Annotated in this window: 11 protein-coding genes; 5 read left to right on the top strand and 6 right to left on the bottom strand. The window is 76.2% G+C overall.

The features are described from left to right. Window positions 1-64 precede the first annotated feature (64 nt). Entirely contained in the window at window positions 65-1291 is a 1227-nt protein-coding gene (locus ABD363_RS10245; RefSeq protein WP_344602107.1) for an ROK family protein, read from the bottom strand. Window positions 1292-1410: 119 nt separating this feature from the next. Between ABD363_RS10245 and ABD363_RS10250 the strand changes: the two genes are divergently transcribed. From ABD363_RS10250 to ABD363_RS10265, 3 genes are all read left to right on the top strand, one after another. Continuing rightward, on the top strand, window positions 1411-2913 hold the full coding sequence (locus tag ABD363_RS10250) for an MGH1-like glycoside hydrolase domain-containing protein (RefSeq protein WP_344601899.1): 1503 nt from the start codon (window positions 1411-1413) through the stop codon (window positions 2911-2913). Further along, window positions 2910-4847, top strand: coding sequence for an amylo-alpha-1,6-glucosidase (locus ABD363_RS10255; protein ID WP_344601901.1), 1938 nt, complete (start codon window positions 2910-2912; stop codon window positions 4845-4847). Before ABD363_RS10250 ends, ABD363_RS10255 begins: the two co-directional genes overlap by 4 nt. Window positions 4848-5358: 511 nt before the next feature. After that, a complete protein-coding gene (locus tag ABD363_RS10265) occupies window positions 5359-6066 on the top strand; it encodes a hypothetical protein (RefSeq protein ID WP_344601903.1) in 708 nt (235 codons plus the stop codon). Between the two features lie 156 nt (window positions 6067-6222). On the opposite strand, the gene dusB is transcribed toward ABD363_RS10265, so the two are convergent. Next, window positions 6223-7365, bottom strand: a complete 1143-nt coding sequence (gene dusB / locus ABD363_RS10270; RefSeq protein ID WP_344601905.1) for a tRNA dihydrouridine synthase DusB — start codon at window positions 7363-7365, stop codon at window positions 6223-6225. A gap of 218 nt (window positions 7366-7583) precedes the next feature. On the opposite strand from dusB, the gene ABD363_RS10275 reads away from it, so the two are divergent. Continuing rightward, entirely contained in the window at window positions 7584-9035 is a 1452-nt protein-coding gene (locus tag ABD363_RS10275; protein ID WP_344601907.1) for an MFS transporter, read from the top strand. 148 nt (window positions 9036-9183) lie between these two features. On the opposite strand, the gene ABD363_RS10280 is transcribed toward ABD363_RS10275, so the two are convergent. Next, a complete protein-coding gene (locus tag ABD363_RS10280) occupies window positions 9184-13551 on the bottom strand; it encodes a cation-translocating P-type ATPase (protein ID WP_344601909.1) in 4368 nt (1455 codons plus the stop codon). Window positions 13552-13635: 84 nt separating this feature from the next. Further along, the gene (locus ABD363_RS10285; RefSeq protein WP_344601911.1) at window positions 13636-14577 is read right to left on the bottom strand and encodes an MmyB family transcriptional regulator; all 942 of its coding nucleotides are present in this window, start codon (window positions 14575-14577) and stop codon (window positions 13636-13638) included. Window positions 14578-14678: 101 nt separating this feature from the next. Between ABD363_RS10285 and ABD363_RS10290 the strand changes: the two genes are divergently transcribed. After that, window positions 14679-16106 (top strand): MFS transporter, encoded by a 1428-nt coding sequence (locus ABD363_RS10290; RefSeq protein ID WP_344601913.1) that lies wholly within the window; start codon window positions 14679-14681, stop codon window positions 16104-16106. 71 nt (window positions 16107-16177) lie between these two features. Here the strand turns inward: ABD363_RS10290 and ABD363_RS10295 are convergent, their stop codons facing one another. Both ABD363_RS10295 and ABD363_RS10300 read right to left on the bottom strand, forming a co-directional pair. After that, entirely contained in the window at window positions 16178-16765 is a 588-nt protein-coding gene (locus tag ABD363_RS10295; RefSeq protein WP_344601915.1) for a TetR/AcrR family transcriptional regulator, read from the bottom strand. A gap of 25 nt (window positions 16766-16790) precedes the next feature. Next, window positions 16791-17789: an aldo/keto reductase gene (locus ABD363_RS10300; protein WP_344601917.1), complete on the bottom strand. Its 999-nt coding sequence runs from the start codon at window positions 17787-17789 to the stop codon at window positions 16791-16793. Window positions 17790-17861 lie beyond the last annotated feature (72 nt).

The following is a 17861-nucleotide window of genomic DNA, read 5'->3' on the forward strand; positions in this document are numbered from 1 at the left end:
AGACGGGCGGATTTCACCATGCGGACGCGCCCCCGGAACGGGACCGGGAGCGGAAACACGGACGTCACAGGCCGAGCGCGCGCAGCCGCTCCTCCACCCGTTCGGGTGCGTACAGGTGCTCCACGACCAGCGCCCCGGCCCCCACCAGACCGGCCCGCTCGCCCAGCCGGGAGGTGACCACGTCCAGACGGGCGGTGGAGCGCGGCAGCGCCCGCTGGTACAGCAGCTCCCGCACCCCGGTGACGAAGGGCGTCCCGGCCAGGTCGCCCGCGATCATCAGCACCCCGGGGTTGAGCAGCGTCACCACGGTCGCCAGCACGTCCCCGACCAGCCGCCCGGCCTCCCGGGCGAGCGCGACGGCCTCCGGGTGGCCGGCCGCCAGCAGGTCCCGCACGTCCGAGCCGGAGGCCGCCCGCACCCCGGCCGCGGCCAGCCGCCGCGCCACGGCGCCGCCGCTCGCGACGGCGGCCAGGCAGCCGTACGAACCGCACCGGCACAGCGCCTGGGCACCCTGCGGGACCCGGATGTGGCCGATGTCCCCGGCGCCGCCGTCGACGCCCCGGTAGATGCCGCCGTCCACCACGACCCCGGCGCCGATCCCGGTGGACACCTTGACCAGCACGAACGCCGAGCAGTCCGGATGCCCGGCGCGCTGCTCGGCGTACGCCATCAGGTTGGCGTCGTTGTCGACGAGCACCGGCACGCTCCCCGCGCCGGTGTGCTCGGCGAAGGCCCGCGTCAGCCGGCCGCGTATGTCGTAGCCGTCCCAGCCCGGCATGATCGGCGGCTGCACCACCCGGCCGGTCCCGATGTCCACGGGGCCCGGCACCGCGAGCCCGGCCCCGCACACCTCCTGCGCCCGGCGCCCGGCCTTCTCCAGCAGCTCGGCGAACCAGCGGCCCAGTTCGCCGAGGACGGCGTCGGGGCCGTCCTCGACCACGAGCGGGCCGGTGTGCTCGGCCAGGACCTCGCCGGCGAGCGTGAGCACGGCGGCGCGCGCGTGCCGGGTGTCGAGGTCGGCGGCGAGGACGACGGCGTGCTCGTCGTCGAACTCCAGGATGAGGGAGGGGCGTCCGCCCAGCGGGGAGTCCACCGGGCCGCCGGCTCCCTCGCGCAGCCAGCCGGCCCGGAACAGCCGGTCCAGGCGCTGGCCGACGGTGGCCCGGGACAGTCCGGTGGCCCGCTGGAGCGCCCCGCGCGTGGTGGCGCGGCCACTGCGCACCAGTGCGAGCAGATCACCGGCGCTCGCCTGGCCGCCGCCTCTGCCGGTCCGTGCGGGCCGTCCGGTCATGCCCACCCCCTTGCGCTTCTCCATCGTGCATTACATGCTGGGTTTTGCGTGTTAAATAGGCGTAACTCTACGGAAGCCCCGGCCGAACCGATCGGCCGGACGTCCTCGGGGAGCCCCGCGTGGATCGCACGACCCGCTCCGCCACCCGCCCCACCGGGCGGTCAGCCCTCGTCCGCACCGCTTCCCCGCCGGCTCCGCCCGGCCCCGGCGAGCTCACCGGCCGGCCCGGCGTCGCATACGATCCGTCCGCGCCCGCCCCCTCGCTGCGGGCCCGGGCCGTCCGGGTGCTGGAGGACAACTGGACCGGCACGTCCACGGTCCCCTCGCGGAACCTGTATCCGCACCAGTGGTCCTGGGACTCGGCGTTCATCGCGATCGGCCTCCGGCACGTGTCGCCGCTGCGGGCGCAGACCGAGCTGGAGACGCTGCTGAACGCCCAGTGGGGCGACGGGCGCGTCCCGCACATCGTCTTCAACCCCTCCGTACCGCTCGACGCCTACTTCCCGAGCCCCGACTTCTGGCGCTCCTCGACCGCGGGGCGCGCCGCGGGCGCCCCCCGCACCGTACAGACCTCCGGGATCGTGCAGCCACCGGTGCACGCGCTGGCCGCGTGGCTGGTGCACGAGGCCGATCCGGGACTGTCCCGGGCGCGCGGCTTCCTCGCCCGGGTGTACCCGCGGCTCGCGGCCTGGCACCGGTACCTGCTGCACCGGCGGGACCTGGGCGGGGGCGGGCTGGTGTCCGTGGTGCACCCCTGGGAACAGGGTATGGACAACAGCCCCTGCTGGGACCTGCCGCTGTCCCGCGTCGCCCCCGCCCCGGCCCGCTCCTTCCGCCGCGCCGACCTCGCCCACGGCGCCCCCGGGGACCGGCCGACGGACCTGGACTACGGGCGGTACGTGCGGCTGGCGGCGGACTACCGGGACGGCGGCTACCGGGACCGGCCGGGCGGGGGACACGGCGCCGGGGCGGGCGCGTTCGCCGTGGAGGACCCGGCGTTCAACGCGCTGCTCATCGCCTCCGAGCACGCCCTGGCGCGCATCGCCCGCGAGCTGGGCGCCGCCGGGACCGCGCGCCACGCCCGCGCGCGGCGGCTGACGGCGGCCCTGGTCCGGCGGCTGTGGGACCCGGCGGCGGGGATGTTCCTGTGCCGGGACGTGCGCGGCGGGCGGCTCATCCGCGAGCGCGGCGTCTGCGGCCTGGTCCCGCTGCTGCTGCCCGCGCTCCCCCGCGAGATCGCCGCCGCCCTGGTCCGCACGGCCTGCGGGCCGCACTTCGGCCTGGGCGGGGCGGTCCGCCTCGTCCCGAGCCACGACCTGCTCAGCCCGGCCTTCGACCGGCACCGGTACTGGCGGGGCCCGGCCTGGTTCAACGTGAACTGGCTGCTGGAGCGCGGCCTGCGGCTGCACGGCCGGCCCGGCCCGGCCGCCGCCCTGCGCCGGGCGGTCCTGGACACCGCCGACTCCTCCGGCTTCGCGGAGTACGTCGACCCGTACACCGGCGAGCCCCGCGGCGCGGCCGGCTTCGGCTGGACCGCCGCGCTCGCCCTCGACCTGCTGCACGACCGGCCCGCCCGGGACGGGAACGGCGTCCAGCGAACCGAAGGAGGGGACCGAGGATGACGGACCGGCATCATCTGCTCGTGTACGGCGGGACGTTCGCCGCCGTCGGGGACCGCGGGGACATCACCGGCGTACGCGCCGGCAGCGTCCCGGACGGGCTGTTCGTGCGCGACGCCCGGCATCTGAGCCGCTGGCAGCTCACCGTCGACGGCGCCGTGCCCGACGTCCTGACGCCCGTCGCGGACGGGGACACCGCCCGCTGCGTGCTGGTGCCGCGCGGCGGCCGCCAGGAGCCGCCCGCGTACACGCTCTTCCGCGAACAGGCCGTCGGGGAGAGCTCGTTCGTCGAGTCGCTGCGCGTGACCGGCAACCGCCCGGTGCCGACGACGGTCCGCCTCGCCCTCACCGTCGACGCCGACTTCGCCGACCAGTTCGAGCTGCGCTCCGACCACCGCACCTACGCCAAGACCGGCGCCGTCCGCTCCCGCCGGGTCCTCGACGACGGCGTGGAGTTCGCCTACCGGCGCGGCGCGTGGCACTCCTGTACCGCCGTGACCGCCGAACCCGCCCCGGACGGCGTCGAGGAGACCGGCACCGGCGCCCGCCGCCTGGTGTGGACCCTGGAGCTCGAACCGCACGGCACGGCCGAGCTGCTGCTGCGGGTGATGGCCCGGCCGCACGGCGGGAAGCGGACCCTGCGGGTGCCCCGCTCCCCGGCCGCCCTCACCGGCCGGCTCCTCGCCGAGGAGGACGAGTTCACGGCGGGCGTGGCCTTCCCGGCGGGCTGGCCGGAGCTGGCCGCGGCCTGCGCGCGGGGCCTGGCCGACCTGGCCGCGCTCCGGGTCCCGGCCACCGGGCCGGACGGCGAGGAACTGCGCGTCCCGGCGGGCGGCGCCCCCTGGTTCCTGACCCTGCTGGGCCGCGACGCCCTGCTGACGTCGCTGTTCGCCCTGCCCTACCGCCCGCGGCTCGCCGCCGCCACGCTGCCCGCGCTCGCGGCCGTCCAGGCGACCGGGACCGCCGCGCACGCCGTCGCCCAGCCCGGCAAGATCGTGCACGAGGTGCGCCACGGCGAACTGGCCCACTTCGGCCAGGTCCCCTACGGCCGCTACTACGGCTCGGTCGACGCCACCCCCCTGTTCCTCGTCCTGCTCGGCGCGTACGTCGAGCGGACCGGCGACACCGCCCCGGCCCGCCGCCTCCAGCCGCACGCCCGCGCCGCGGTCGGCTGGATGCTGGACCACGGCGGTCTCGCCTCGCGCGGCTACCTGGTCTACCGCCCCGACCGGGGCGGCCTCGCCAACCAGAACTGGAAGGACTCCCCCGGCGCCATCTGCTCGGCCGACGGCACCCGCCCCGGCGGGCCGGTGGCGGCGGCGGGCGCCCAGGGCTACGCGTACGACGCGCTGCGCCGCACGGCGTTCGTCGCGCGCACGGTGTGGCGGGACGAGACGTACGCCGCCCTGCTGGAGCAGGCGGCCGGCGACCTGCGCGACCGTTTCCAGCGGGACTTCTGGATGCCGGAGCACTCCTTCCCGGCGCTCGCCCTCGACGGCGACGGCCGCCGGATCGACGCGCTGGCCTCGGACGCCGGGCACCTGCTGTGGTCGGGGCTGCTGGACAAGGAGTACGGCGAGCTGGTCGGCCGGCGCCTGCTGGAGCCGGACTTCTTCTCCGGCTGGGGGGTGCGCACGCTGGCGGCCGGGCAGCCGGCGTACCACCCGCTGTCGTACCACCGCGGTTCGGTGTGGCCGCACGACAACGCGCTGATCGCGCTGGGCCTGGCCCGCTACGGCCTGCACGACGAGGCCCGCGCGGTCGCGCGCGGCCTGGTCGACGCGGCCACCGCGACCGGCCACCGCCTCCCCGAGGTCCTCGCGGGCTACGACCGCGGCACCCACCCCGAGCCGGTCCCCCATCCGCACGCGTGCGTCCGGGAGTCCCGCTCGGCGGCCGCCCCGCTCGCCCTGCTCACGGCGGTTGGCGGCGCCTAGCACGTCGGCGGGATCCGGTGTCCTGAGCCGGTGGTTGCCGCTGTCCGGGTGTGGCGGCGAGGGCTGAGGCCGACCGGTGGCGGGCTGAGCCGGAGCCGGTGTTCGCCCGGCCCGCGGGCCGGTTCGCCCGGGCGGATCCGCGGCGGCGGATGCGCGACCACGCGCGTGGTCTGCCGGCGCCGGCCGAGCGGAGGAACGGCCGGCGGCCGGCCGGGCGGGCCCGCCGCACCTGCTCCACGGGCCCGCCGGGACGACGGTGCGCGACCACGTCGCCGAACGGCTCGGGCCGGGACCCGTACCGGCCCGGGACCCGGACGTCCGACCGTGACCGCGGCTCCCGTGCCCGGTTCCCCGAACCCTGTGCCCGCCCGCAGGATTCCGGTACCGTCCGGACGTCGGTACGACCACGGGGGGACGCGTGACGGGTACGGGCGAAGAGACCGGCAGACCTGAGTCGAGCTGTCTGATCGGCAGCCGAATGGTCAAGGGCACGCATCCGACGCAGGCCGTGATGAGCGAAACCCTGGCTCTCGCCGAGGACGGCTATGTGCGGGCGACGGCGTACGAAGACGGTTACGTGCTGTCTCCCGGCACACGGAGCGGTGCCGGGCTGCCCCCCGACCGGGCTGCCCTGCTCGGCATGATCCTCGGCGGGGAGGGCGAGCTGCGGCTGCGACGGGAACCCGCTCCGCCGGAGGCGCTCCGCGGCACCAGGATCAGCCTGGCGCGGCTCGAGAAGGGCGTCACCGAGGCCGCCCTCGAGCGCGGCTATCTGAACCGGCCGTACGCCCAGTTGGCCGGCACGGCGATCGCCGTGCTGGCCGGCGCCTTCCTGATGTGGCGGAAGGAAACCGTGACGGCCCTCCTGCTGTGCACGGGAGCGGCCCTGCTGGGCACCTGGTCGCTCGGGAAGACTCGGCTCAGCAAGGCCGGTGTCGCCGAACAACGCCGTCTCCTCGCGCTGCGGGACGGCCTCCGGCGTCCGCGGCCCGCACCTCCGAAGACGGCGCCCGCGTCCGTCCACCGTCTGCTGCCCTGGGCCCTGCTTCTGCTCGACCGCGAGGACTTCGGACGGTGGTACGCCGACAACTTGCTCCACGCCGAGTTGCCCTCGTGGTGGACGCAGGAACCGAACGGCCAGGACCCGATCCTGCGGTTCACCTCCCAGGAAGGCATGAAAGGGCTTCTGCACTCCCTGCTGCACCACGTCGGCCCCTAGGACCGTGTCCTACGCGGTGAGACGTCGCCGAAGTCGGCTCGGGGCGGGGTACGCGGAGTCTGATCGTCCCGGAGCGACCGCTTCCTGACCGCCTACGGCTCCGCCCCGCACCCCCCGGGGCCGGCCGGCCCCGGGGGTGCGGCCTCGCGCGGCCGGTCAGCCGCCCGACGTGTCCAGCTCCGCGTCCTCCCCCACGCCCGCGCAGTCGTAGGGGTCCTTCAGCCAGCCGTCCGGCAGCACCACCCGGTTGTTGCCGGACGTGCGGCCGCGGGGGCCGTCGGCGCCGGCGGGCCAGGGCTGGTCGAGGTCCAGCTGGTCCAGTCCGGCCCGCAGCTCCTCCAGCGAGGAGGTGACCGCGAGCTTCTTGCGCATCTCGGAGCCGACCGCGAAACCCTTCAGGTACCAGGCGACGTGCTTGCGGAAGTCGACGACTCCGCGCTGCTCGTCGCCGAGCCACTCGCCGAGCAGGGTGGCGTGCCGCACCATGACGTCGGCCACCTGGCGCAGGGCGGGGCGGGCGACCTCGTCCGGCCGGCCCTCGAAGGCGGCCACCAGGTCGGCGAACAGCCACGGCCGGCCCAGGCAGCCGCGGCCCACGACCACCCCGTCGCAGCCGGTCTCGCGCACCATCCGCACCGCGTCCTCGGCCGACCAGATGTCGCCGTTGCCGAGCACCGGGATCTCCGGGACGTGCTCCTTCAGGCGGGCGATGGCCTCCCAGTCGGCGGTGCCGCCGTAGTGCTGGGCGGCCGTGCGGCCGTGCAGGGCGATGGCGGTGACGCCCTCCTCGACGGCGATCCGGCCGGCGTCGAGGTAGGTGAGGTGGTCGTCGTCGATGCCCTTGCGCATCTTCATCGTCACCGGCAGGTCGCCGGCGCCGCTGACGGCCTCGCGCAGGATCGCCCGCAGCAGGTTCCGCTTGTAGGGCAGGGCGGAGCCGCCGCCCTTCCGGGTGACCTTCGGGACCGGGCAGCCGAAGTTGAGGTCGATGTGGTCGGCGAGGTCCTCCTCCGCGATCATGCGGACGGCCTTGCCGACGGTGGCCGGGTCGACGCCGTACAGCTGGATCGAGCGGGGGCGCTCGCTGGCGTCGAACCTGATCAGCTGCATGGTCTTGTCGTTGCGCTCGACCAGCGCCCGGGTCGTGATCATCTCGCTCACGAACAGGCCCTTGCCGCCGCTGAACTCCCGGCACAGCGTGCGGAAGGGCGCGTTGGTGATGCCGGCCATCGGCGCGAGGACGACGGGGGGCCGGACCGTGTGGGGACCGATCTGCAAGGGGGGCACGGGCTGGGACATTCCTCCATTGTCACGTACGCCGGCCGGTGCCCGTCCCCGCCTGTGGACAACCCGGGCGGGCGGCCGGACGGATCCGGGTCCGGGTCCGGTCCGGGGCGTCCGCCGCCGGGCGTCCGGACGGCACCGCCGGGCCGGACGCCCCGTCCGGACGCCCGGCGGCGAACCGCGCACAGGTCATTAGTTAACCGCACTATCGACATGCGCGTACGATGGGAGCCATGCCCGAGCTCAGTCACCGCCGGCGTCTGCTCGTGCTCGCGATCTGCTGCATGAGCCTGCTGATCGTGAGCCTCGACAACACCGTCCTCAACGTCGCCCTGCCCGCCATGCAGCGCGAGCTGCACGCGGACACGGCCGGGCTCCAGTGGGCGATCGACGCGTACACGCTGGTCCTGGCCTCGCTGCTGATGCTGGCGGGCTCCACGGCCGACCGGATCGGGCGCAAGCGGGTCTTCATGGCGGGCCTGGTCGTCTTCACCCTCGGCTCGCTGCTGTGCTCCCTGGCGCCGGACCTCCAGTCGCTGGTGGCGTTCCGGGCGGTGCAGGCGGTGGGCGGCTCGATGCTCAACCCGGTCGCCATGTCGATCATCACCAACACCTTCACCGACCCGCGCGAACGGGCCCGGGCCATCGGGGTGTGGGGCGCGGTGGTCGGCATCTCGATGGCGGCCGGGCCGCTGGTGGGCGGGCTGCTGGTGGAGTCGGTCGGCTGGCGCTCGATCTTCTGGGTCAACCTGCCGGTGGGGCTCGCGGCGCTGCTGCTCACCCTGCGCTTCGTCCCCGAGTCGCGCGCCCCGAAGGCCCGCCGCCCCGATCCGCTCGGACAGCTGATGGTGATCGCGCTGTTCGGCTCGCTGACGTACGCGATCATCGAGGCGCCGACCGCGGGGCCCGCGACGGTGGTGCCGTTCGCCGTGGTCGCGTTCGCCGCGCTGCTCAGTCTGCTGGTCTACGAGCCGCGCCGCGCCGAGCCGCTGATCGACCTGCGGTTCTTCCGGTCGGCGCCGTTCAGCGGGGCCACCGTCATCGCGGTCGGCGCGTTCGCCGCGCTGGGCGGCTTCCTGTTCCTGTCGACGCTGTACCTGCAGAACGTGCGCGGGCTCAGCGCCCTGCACGCGGGGCTGTGGATGCTGCCGATGGCCGTGCCGACCTTCCTGTGCGCCCCGCTGGCCGGCCGCCTGGTCGCCGCCCGGGGCCCGCGGCTGCCGCTGCTGGTCGCGGGCTGCGCGATGACCGCGAGCGGTGTGCTGTTCGCCGCGTTCGAGGCGGAGACCTCGAACGTCACGCTGTTCCTCGGGTACGTCCTGTTCGGCGTCGGCTTCGGCTGCGTCAACGCGCCCGTCACCAACACCGCCGTCTCCGGCATGCCCCGCGCACAGGCCGGGGTCGCCGCCGCCGTCGCCTCCACCAGCCGCCAGCTCGGCCAGACCCTCGGCGTCGCGGTGGTCGGCGCGGTGCTGGCGGCGGGGGTCGGCTCGTCCTCCTACCGGGACGTCTTCGTCGCCGCCGCCCGCCCCGGCTGGTGGATCCTCGCCGGGTGCGGCCTGGCCGTCCTCGTCCTGGGCGTCCTGACGACCGGCCCGTGGGCCCGCCGCACCGCGGAGCGCGCCGCCGAGCGCCTGCGGTCGGCGGAGGTGCGCGAGGCGGCGGGCGTCGGCTCCTCCTCCTGACCCGTACGGCGGACTCCCGGCCCGTACCGGCGGACTCCCGGCCCGTACGGCGGGCTCCCGGCCCCACGACAGGCCCCGGCCCCCACGGCGGAGGGGAGGGCCGGCGCCTCGCGTCCGGTCCTCCCCTCGGTTCCGTGCGCCCCGGACGTCACCGCCCCGGCACGGGCATCGCGTCGGCCACCTTCGGCCAGCGCTTCATGACGGCTCCCTCCACGTACGGCAGGGCCCGCTGGCCGGCCAGGGCCAGGGCGATGGCCGCGGCCACGCCCGCCCAGGCGAGGGGGCCGAGCGGGGTGCAGCCGAACAGGCGGCTCGCCCCGGGCGTCTGCACCAGGGCGACCAGCGCGGCGGCCGAGCCCAGCGACGTGGCCCGCACCAGGTTGCTGCCGCGGCGGTCGGCGAGCGTCTGGGCGAGCTGCGTGCCGACCACGGCGCACAGGGCCATCGTCGTCGAGCGGCGTGCCGTGCCGGGCGTGAACCGGCCGAACAGCCAGGCGGCGGTCGCGCCGAGACAGGTCGTCAGCGCCCGGTGCCGGATCTGCCGGATCAGCGGCTCGCCCAGGACCGCCGTGCCCAGGGGTTCGTCCGTGCCGGCGGCCGCCGTGCCCTCGCCGTCCTCCGTCTGCCCGGCCTCCTGGGGCGTCACCGCCACCGCCATCGCCGGGAACAGGTCCGTGAACAGGTTCACCAGCAGCATCTGCCGGGTGGACAGCGGCGCGGCGCCGGACAGCACGGTGCCGACGATGCCGAAGCCGACCTCGCCCGCGTTGCCGCCGATCAGGATGGCGATGGCGTCGGCGACGCTGTGCCACAGGGCGCGGCCCTCCTGGACGGCGTCCACCAGCACCAGCAGGTCGTCCCCGGTGACGACGAGGTCGGCGGCGTTGCGCGCGGCGGCCGAGCCGCGGGCGTGGATGCCGACGCCGATGTCGGCGGCGCGGATGGCCGCGGCGTCGTTGGCGCCGTCGCCCACCATGCCGACCACCCGGCCCGCGTCCCGCAGCGACTCCACGACCTGGAGCTTCTGCTCGGGCGCGACCCGGGCGACGACGTCGGCGTCGCGCAGCATCCGGGAGCGTGCCGACCGGTCCGCGGCGGCGAGTTCGTCGCCGGTGACCACGTTCGCGTCCTCCGGCCAGCCCAGCTCGGCGGCGATGGCGCGGGCGGTCTGCGGGTGGTCGCCGGTCAGCACCACCGGCCGCACGCCCGCCTCGCGCAGTCCGCGCACCAGGTCCGGGGACGTCTCCCGGGCCACGTCCGCCAGCGCGAGCAGCCCGGCGAACCCCAGCTCCAGCTCCTCCAGGGGCCGTTCCAAGACCTCCGCCGGGCTCTCGTCCGGCCGCAGCGGGCGCTCGGCCACCGCGAGCACGCGCAGGCCGTCGGCGGCCAGCGCGTGCGCCGTGTCGGAGGCGTGGGAGGGCAGGCCGGCGCAGGCGGGCAGCACGGTCTCCGGGGCCCCCTTGACCACGAGGACCGGGGAGTCGTCCCCGGCGCGGCCCACGGCGGCGGCGTACCCGCGGGAGGTCTCGAACGGCAGGCCCTCGTCCTGGGTCCACCGCGGGTCGGGTCCGGCGGCGTCCAGCACCGCCTCGTCGGTGGCGTGCGTCGGCCGGGTGGCGGAGTCGCCGTTCAGCCGCGGGCAGGCGCGCGCCGCGGCCCGTACCACGTCGGCGACCTCGGGGGCGTCCACCGGGTGGACCGTGCCCCCGGTGTCGGAGACCCGCACCAGGCGCAGCCGGTTCTCGGTGAGGGTGCCGGTCTTGTCGAAGCAGATGGTGTCCATGCGGCCCAGCGCCTCCAGGGTGCGCGGGGTGCGCACCAGGGCGCCGCGGCGGCCGAGCCGGCGGGCCGCCGCGAGCTGCGCCACCGTCGCCACCAGCGGCAGCCCCTCGGGGACGGCGGCCACCGCGACCGCCACGCCGCCGCTGACCGCCTGCCGGATGGGCGTGCCGCGCAGCAGCGAGATCCCGGTCACCGCGGCCCCGCCCGCCAGGGTCAGCGGCAGTGCCTTGCGGGTGAGCTCCTGGAGCCTGGCCTGGACCCCGGCGGCCGACGGCGTGCGCGCGGCGAGGGAGACGGCGCGGGCGGCCTCGGTGCGCTCGCCGGTGTCCACGACGACGGCCCGGGCGCGGCCGGCGACCACAGTCGTGCCCTCGAAGACCATGCAGTGCCGCTCGGCCACGGGCGCGGACGGCGTCGGGTCGGTGCCCTTGTCCACCGGCAGGGACTCGCCGGTCAGCGCGGACTCGTCGACCTCCAGGCCGTCCTCCCACAGCAGCCGGGCGTCGGCGGGCACGACGTCGTCCGTCTTCAGCTCGATGATGTCGCCGGGGCTGAGCCTGGCGGCGTCCACGAGGTGCGGCTCGCCGGGGGCGTCCGGCGCCGCCTCGTCGGTGACCCGGGCCTTCTGCTTCTGCTGGGCCAGCAGCCCGGCCAGCGCCCGCTCGGCCCGCAGCCGTTGCACGCCGCCGACCAGCGCGTTCAGGTCGAGCGCGCCGACCACCAGCAGGGCGTCCACGACGGAGCCGAGGATGGCCTCCGCGGCCGAGCCGACCGCGAGGACCGGGGTGAGCGGGTCGTCGAGTTCGTTGCGCACGGCCCGCGCCAGGTCGACCGCCCCCTTGACCGGTTTCAGCGCGGGCACCCGGCCGGCCCGGCCGGCCAGCGCGCGCAGCCGCGCGGTCGCCTGCTCGGCGAAGGACGGCTCGTGCTCCTGCGCCGTCTCGTGGGCCAGCCGCTCGCGCACGTCCTCGGGGTCCAGCTCGTGCCAGGCCACCCGGGCCCGGGGGTGCGGGGGGCGGGCGAACGCCACGCCGAGGGCCGCGCGCGCCCCGGACAGCAGGGCCGCCGCGGCGGCCACGTCGACCGGCGCGTGCCGCAGCCCGGGCAGCGGTGTGCCGTCGCGCCGCCGGGACTCGCCGACGGCCACGAGCAGTCCGGACAGCGCGGCGCCCGAGCGGGCCAGGACCTGCGACCGGCGGCCGACCCCGCGGGCCGCCGGCACCGCCCGCAGCAGCCGCCACACGTCGGCCAGGCCGTTCGGCGCGAGCACGTCCGCGCTCCACGCCACCGGGCAGGTCCCGTCGGCCAGGGCGACGGCCACGTCGCCGGCGAGCAGCCCGGACAGCACCTCGCCGTCGTCGCCCGGCAGGGGCCGTACGACGGTGACGACGCCGCCGCCCTCCTCGCGCAGCTCGCGCACCACCTCGGCGAGCGACCGGTCCGCGCCGGCCATCTGGTCGGCGAGCCCGCTGAAGTCGGCCAGCGCCGGGTCCTCCACCATCACCACGCGCAGCCCGGCACGCCGGGCCGCGTCCAGGACGGCCTCGGCCCACGGGTCGGCGCCCGCGCCGGGGGTGCGCAGCGCGCTCGGGTGCAGGACGACGGTGCCGGCCATCTCCAGCTGCCGCAGCCGTTCCGGGGCGCGCACCAGCAGGCCCGTGCGGGACAGCGCGCCGCTGAGGACGGCGTGGAAGGCGGCGGGCCCGTACCGGGCGGCCTTGGGCGAGCCGGCGAGCACCGCCTCCGCCGCCTCGGCCACCTCGTGCTTGACGAGCAGCGTCGCCACCGCGCCCAGCACACTGCCGGTCGAGGCGTGGGCGGCGTACTCCTGTGCGGGGGAGGTGCGCAGCGGCGGGCGCAGGGCGGGGTCGCCGGCCAGGCTGTCCCGGTCCGGTGCGCACAGCCGGTCGTGCACCACTTCGAACTCGGCCGAACGGGCCACCGCGTCCGCCAGCTGGCAGGTGCGCAGGGCCGCGTCCAGCACCAGCGAGGTCGGGCTCTGCCCGGCGCCGTGCACGGCCGCGTTGGCGGCGGCCAGCACCAGTTCCATCCGGGTGTCGCCGAGCCGGGCGCGCAGCCAGGCCCGGAAGGCGGGGTTCTCCCGCAGCAGCGTCACCACGGCGGTCACCAGCCGCGGCGTCGCCGGCAGGCGCAGCGCGGACGCGGCCGTCGCCGCCGCGGTGCCCAGCGCGTCGACCGCGAACGCCGCCACGGCCGTGCGCACCGCGGTCGGGTCGCCCGGGTGGACGAGTCCCTCGACGTCGTCGGCCGCGTCGGCCCGCACCAGCCCGTGCCGTTCGGCCAGCGCGGTGGCCCGCTCCACCACCCGGTCGCCGAGCGCCTCCTCGGTCGCGGTCACCACCAGCCGGGACAGTCCGCTGTCCCAGTACGCGAGCGCCACGTCCGGGTGTTCGGCCAGCGCCGCCGCCACCCGTCGCGCCGCCTTCTCCAGCCCGTCCGCGCCCCGGACCCGGTCGTTCCCGGCGGCGGGCCTGAGGGCGAGGTGGGCCCGCGCCCCGGCCCGCCAGTTCCGGGTGCCGCCCGGCAGCGCGGCGCGGGCGACCCGCGCCGCGCGCGCCGCGAAGTCCGCGCCGCGCACCGCGGCCCGCGCCGTCCCGGCCACCGCCCCGGCGGCCATGCCCGCCGCGGGCGCGGCGCCGCGTGCGAGCAGCCGGGGCCCGGCCAGCACGAATCCGGCCGCGGAGTCCCGCGTCAGCGTCAGAAGTCCGCCCATCTCTCGCCCTCAGCCTGTCTTCCGGGAACCTCACCTCGCGGAGCACCACTCTCCGGAAGGTTCGTGTTCCCGCACCGGGGAGGGTCATCCCGCCGATGCGGCAGTCCTTTCCGACCTTTCCGACGCGATCGCGTGCAGCCGCCGCAGCCGCTCCCCGGTCTCCTCGTCGGCCGGCACGTACGTCACCATCCGCGGGCCCGTCTCGGGGGTGAGCCACAGGTCGGTGTGGTCGACCACGAGGCGGCCGACGTACCGGTTGAGGAATTCCTTCCGCTTGCTGCGGTGCGCCCTGACCTCGTGCCGCTCCCAGGCCTCGCGGAACTCGGGGGACTCGGTGCGCAGCCGTTTCAGCAGCGTCTTCCAGGCGGGCTCGCCGAGGTGGCCGGCCATCGCGGCGCGGAACCGGGCCGCCATCAGCCGCTGGACCTCCTGCAGGTGCACGATCGAGGAGCGCCACTCCTGGTGCGTGTAGCACAGGAGCATGCAGTTGCGGTCCTCGGCGGGCACCGCGTCCAGGTCGCACAGCAGCAGTCCGTAGGTGCGGTTGTAGGCGAGGATGTCGTACCGGCTGTTCTGCAGGCAGGCCGGGTAGGGCTCCAGCTGCTCCAGCAGGGCCCGCAGCGCCGGGGTGACCGACGGGCAGGCGTGCGCCGGGCTCGGGTCGACGGCCCCGGCCAGCTGGAAGAGGTGGGCGCGCTCGCTGGCGTCGAGCAGCAGGGCGCGGGCGAGGGCGTCGAGGACCTGCACGGAGACCTGGATGTCGCGGGCCTGCTCCAGCCAGGTGTACCAGGTGACGCCGACGGCGGAGAGCTGGGCGACCTCCTCGCGCCGCAGCCCCGGCGTGCGGCGCCGGCGACCGCGCGGCAGGCCGACCTGCTCGGGCGTGATCCGCTCACGGCGGCTGCGCAGGAAGGCGGCGAGTTCGTGCCGCCGCACCGCCGAGGCGGCCGTCCGGGAGGCCTCGGGCGCGCGGAGCGGCGTCTGCCGGGCCGGGATCGTCGTCTCCTGGGCCGGGATCGTCGTCATGGCTCCCAGCCTGCCGTCGCCCGCATCCTGTTTCCAGGTACTTCCACTACCAGGACAACGGCACTCTGGTACCCGTCTGAGGGGCGCCGCAGCCTCGTTCCGTGACCGAAACCATCACTTCACGTCCCGTCCGGCCGTCCGCGGAGCCACCCGTGCTGGGCGGTCCCGGACTGTTCACGGTGCTGCTGGCCGCGGCACTGCCCCTCGTCGACTTCTTCATCGTCAACGTCGCCCTGCCCGCCGTCGGCGCGGACCTCGCCGCGAGCGAGGCGGTCCTCGAACTCGTCGTCGCCGGGTACGGGGTGGCGTACGCCGTCCTGCTCGTCCTCGGCGGCCGGCTCGGCGACCTGTTCGGCCGGCGGCGGCTCTTCCTGGGCGGCATGGCGGCCTTCGGGCTGACCTCGCTGGCGTGCGGGCTGGCGCCGGGGGCCTGGTGGCTGGTGGCGGCCCGGGTCGCGCAGGGCGCGTCGGCCGCCGCGATGCTGCCGCAGGTGCTCGCCACCATCCAGGCCACCACGTCCGGGCCGCGGCGCGCGAAGGCCATGGGCCTGTACGGCGCCACGGCCGGGCTGTCCATGGTGGCCGGCCAGATCCTCGGCGGGGTCCTGGTCGCGGCGGATCTCGCGGGCGCCGGCTGGCGTTCGGTGTTCCTGGTGAACGTGCCGGTGGTGCTCGTGGGCCTGCTGCTGGCCGCCCGCACGGTCCCGGAGACCCGCGCGCCGCGCCCGGAGCCGGTGGACGGCCCCGGCACGGTGCTGCTCGCGCTGGCGCTGCTGACGCTGCTGGCCCCGCTCACCGAGGGCCGGTCGGCGGGCTGGCCGCTGTGGACGTGGCTGTCGCTGGCGGCGTTCCCGGGCGTCGCGGCGGCGTTCTGGGCGGTGGAGCGCCGGGCGGACGGCCGGGGCCGTACGCCGCTGGTGCCGCCGAGCCTGTTCGCGCTCGCGTCGTTCCGGCGCGGGCTGGTGCTGATCCTGCCGTTCTCGGTCGGCTTCAGCGGCTTCATGTTCGTGATCGCGGTGGCGCTGCAGCGGGGCGCGGGCCTCGGCCCGGTCGCGGCGGGTCTGGCGCTGGCGCCGCTGGCGGTGGTGTTCTTCGCCTTCTCGCTGGCGGGTCCGCGCCTGGTCGCCCGGTACGGCGGGCGCGTGGTCCCGGCGGGCGCGGTGCTCCAGGGCGTCGGCGTGGCCCTGATGGCGCTGGCGGCCTGGCGGCGGTGGCCGGACCTCGGCTTCGTCGAGCTGCTGCCGGGCGCGGCGGTGGCCGGGGCGGGGCAGGCGCTCCAGCTCCCCGTCGTCTTCCGGATCGTGCTGTCCGAGGTGCCGCCCGACCGCGCCGGTGTCGGCGGCGGCGTCATGACCACCGCCCAGCAGGCGTCCCTGGCGCTGGGCGCGGCCCTGCTCGGCTCCCTGTTCCTGTCCCTGACCGAGCGCATGGGCATGCGCGACGCCCTGGTGACGACGCTCCTGGTCCAGCTGGCGGGCGTGGCCCTGACCGGCCTGCTGAGCCTGCGGCTGCCCCGGGAGGTCAGCTGAGCGGGCGCGGGGGTCCGCCCCGGGAGCCCGGGCCGGGCCCGCCGGGCGGCGGGATCGGGGACCGGTGCGTCCTACGCCCGCAGCCCCCGCACGATCAGGTCCACCACGGCCGCGAACTCCGCCTCGGCCGCCGGCCGCTCCCACTCCCGCGCGTGGCAGGGGTCGTGGAAGCGGACGGTGGCCTGGAAGACCGCGCCGGCCGCGGTGGCCGGGTCGGCGGCGGCGAAGGTGCCGTCCGCCGTGCCCGCCTCGATGATCCGGGTCAGCTGCGCGGTCAGGTCGGCGAGGTGCTCGCCGACCGCCGTGCCGCTCTCGGCGGTCAGCACCGAGTACGTGGCGAACAGCTCCGGGTCGTCGCCCGCCTTGCGGCGCTTGGCGTCGAACAGGGCGGCGAGCCAGTCCCGCAGCCGGCTCTCCGCGTCGCGGTCCGCGGCGGCGATCCCGGACAGCGCCTCGGAGGTCCGGTCCAGCCACCGTTTGGTGACCGCCTCCCGCAGCGCCGCCTTCGTGCGGAAGTGCCGGTAGACGCTGCCGTGGCTGACGCCGAGCGCGCGGGCCACGTCCACCACGGTGGCCTTGGCCGGTCCGTGGCGGCGCAGCACCTCCTCGGTCGCTTCGAGGATGCGCTCGGCGGTCAGGGTCTCGGAGGTCGGTGCCATGCCAAGACCGTACCCAACGGCCGGATCAGCGTTCGACCTGCGCCAGCTGGGCGGCGGCGTAGCGCTCGCCGGCCGCGGCGCCGGGCGGCACGGCCTCCTCGATGGCGGCGAGGTCGGCCTCGTCCAGCGTCACGTCCAGCGCGCCCAGCGCCTCGGCGAGCCGGTCGCGGCGCCGGGCGCCCACGAGCGGCACGATGTCCTCGCCGCGCGACAGCACCCAGGCGATGGCGATCTGCGCGACGGTGACGCCCTTGCCCTCGGCGATCTTGCGCAGCGCTTCGACGAGGTTCAGATTGTGCCGCAGGTTCTCGCCCTGGAAGCGCGGCGAGTGGGCCCGGAAGTCGTTCGGCGCGAGCTGCCGGTCCTGGGTGAAGTGCCCGGAGATCAGCCCGCGGGACAGGACGCCGTAGGCGGTGATGCCGATGCCCAGTTCGCGGGTGGCCGGCAGGATCTCGTCCTCGATGCCGCGGGAGATCAGGCTGTACTCGATCTGGAGGTCGGCGATCGGGGCGGTGGCGGCGGCCCGGCGGATCGTCCGCGCGCCGACCTCGCTCAGGCCGATGTGGCGCACGTACCCCTTCTCGACCAGTTCCGCGATCGCGCCGACCGTCTCCTCGATCGGCACGTCGGGGTCGAGCCGGGCGAGCCGGTAGACGTCGATGTGGTCCACGCCCAGGCGCTGGAGCGAGTAGGCGGCGAAGTTCTTCACCGCGGCGGGGCGGCCGTCGTATCCCGACCAGCCGCCGTCCGGGTCGCGCAGGGCGCCGAACTTCACGCTGACCAGGGCCTGTTCGCGGCGGGCGGCGGGCGCGGTGCGCAGGGCCTCGCCGATCAGCAGTTCGTTGTGGCCCATGGCGTAGAAGTCGCCGGTGTCGAGCAGGGTGACGCCGGCCTCCAGCGCGGCGTGGACGGTGGCGATCGACTCGGCGCGGTCCGCCTCGCCGTACAGCGCGGACATGCCCATGCAGCCGAGGCCGAGGGCGGAGACCTGGGGGCCGGTGGTTCCGAGGGAACGGGTTTGCATGAGGACTCCTGGGGATGCCGTGAAGGTGACCTGTTCCCAGCCTGGCACGACGGCTGACAGATTTCAATATCT

The sequence above is a fragment of the Streptomyces glaucus genome (assembly GCF_039533365.1).
In the GTDB taxonomy this organism is placed as follows: Bacteria; Actinomycetota; Actinomycetes; order Streptomycetales; family Streptomycetaceae; genus Streptomyces; species Streptomyces glaucus.

Excerpts from the sequence above, each read along its gene's own strand:
- ABD363_RS10245 (WP_344602107.1), bottom strand. The coding sequence starts at position 1,291 with ATGACCGGACGGCCCGCACGGACCGGCAGAGGCGGCGGCCAGGCGAGC.
- ABD363_RS10255 (WP_344601901.1), top strand. The coding sequence starts at position 2,910 with ATGACGGACCGGCATCATCTGCTCGTGTACGGCGGGACGTTCGCCGCC.
- ABD363_RS10265 (WP_344601903.1), top strand. The coding sequence starts at position 5,359 with ATGAGCGAAACCCTGGCTCTCGCCGAGGACGGCTATGTGCGGGCGACG.
- dusB (WP_344601905.1), bottom strand. The coding sequence starts at position 7,365 with ATGTCCCAGCCCGTGCCCCCCTTGCAGATCGGTCCCCACACGGTCCGG.
- ABD363_RS10275 (WP_344601907.1), top strand. The coding sequence starts at position 7,584 with ATGCCCGAGCTCAGTCACCGCCGGCGTCTGCTCGTGCTCGCGATCTGC.
- ABD363_RS10280 (WP_344601909.1), bottom strand. The coding sequence starts at position 13,551 with ATGGGCGGACTTCTGACGCTGACGCGGGACTCCGCGGCCGGATTCGTG.
- ABD363_RS10285 (WP_344601911.1), bottom strand. The coding sequence starts at position 14,577 with ATGACGACGATCCCGGCCCAGGAGACGACGATCCCGGCCCGGCAGACG.
- ABD363_RS10295 (WP_344601915.1), bottom strand. The coding sequence starts at position 16,765 with ATGGCACCGACCTCCGAGACCCTGACCGCCGAGCGCATCCTCGAAGCG.
- ABD363_RS10300 (WP_344601917.1), bottom strand. The coding sequence starts at position 17,789 with ATGCAAACCCGTTCCCTCGGAACCACCGGCCCCCAGGTCTCCGCCCTC.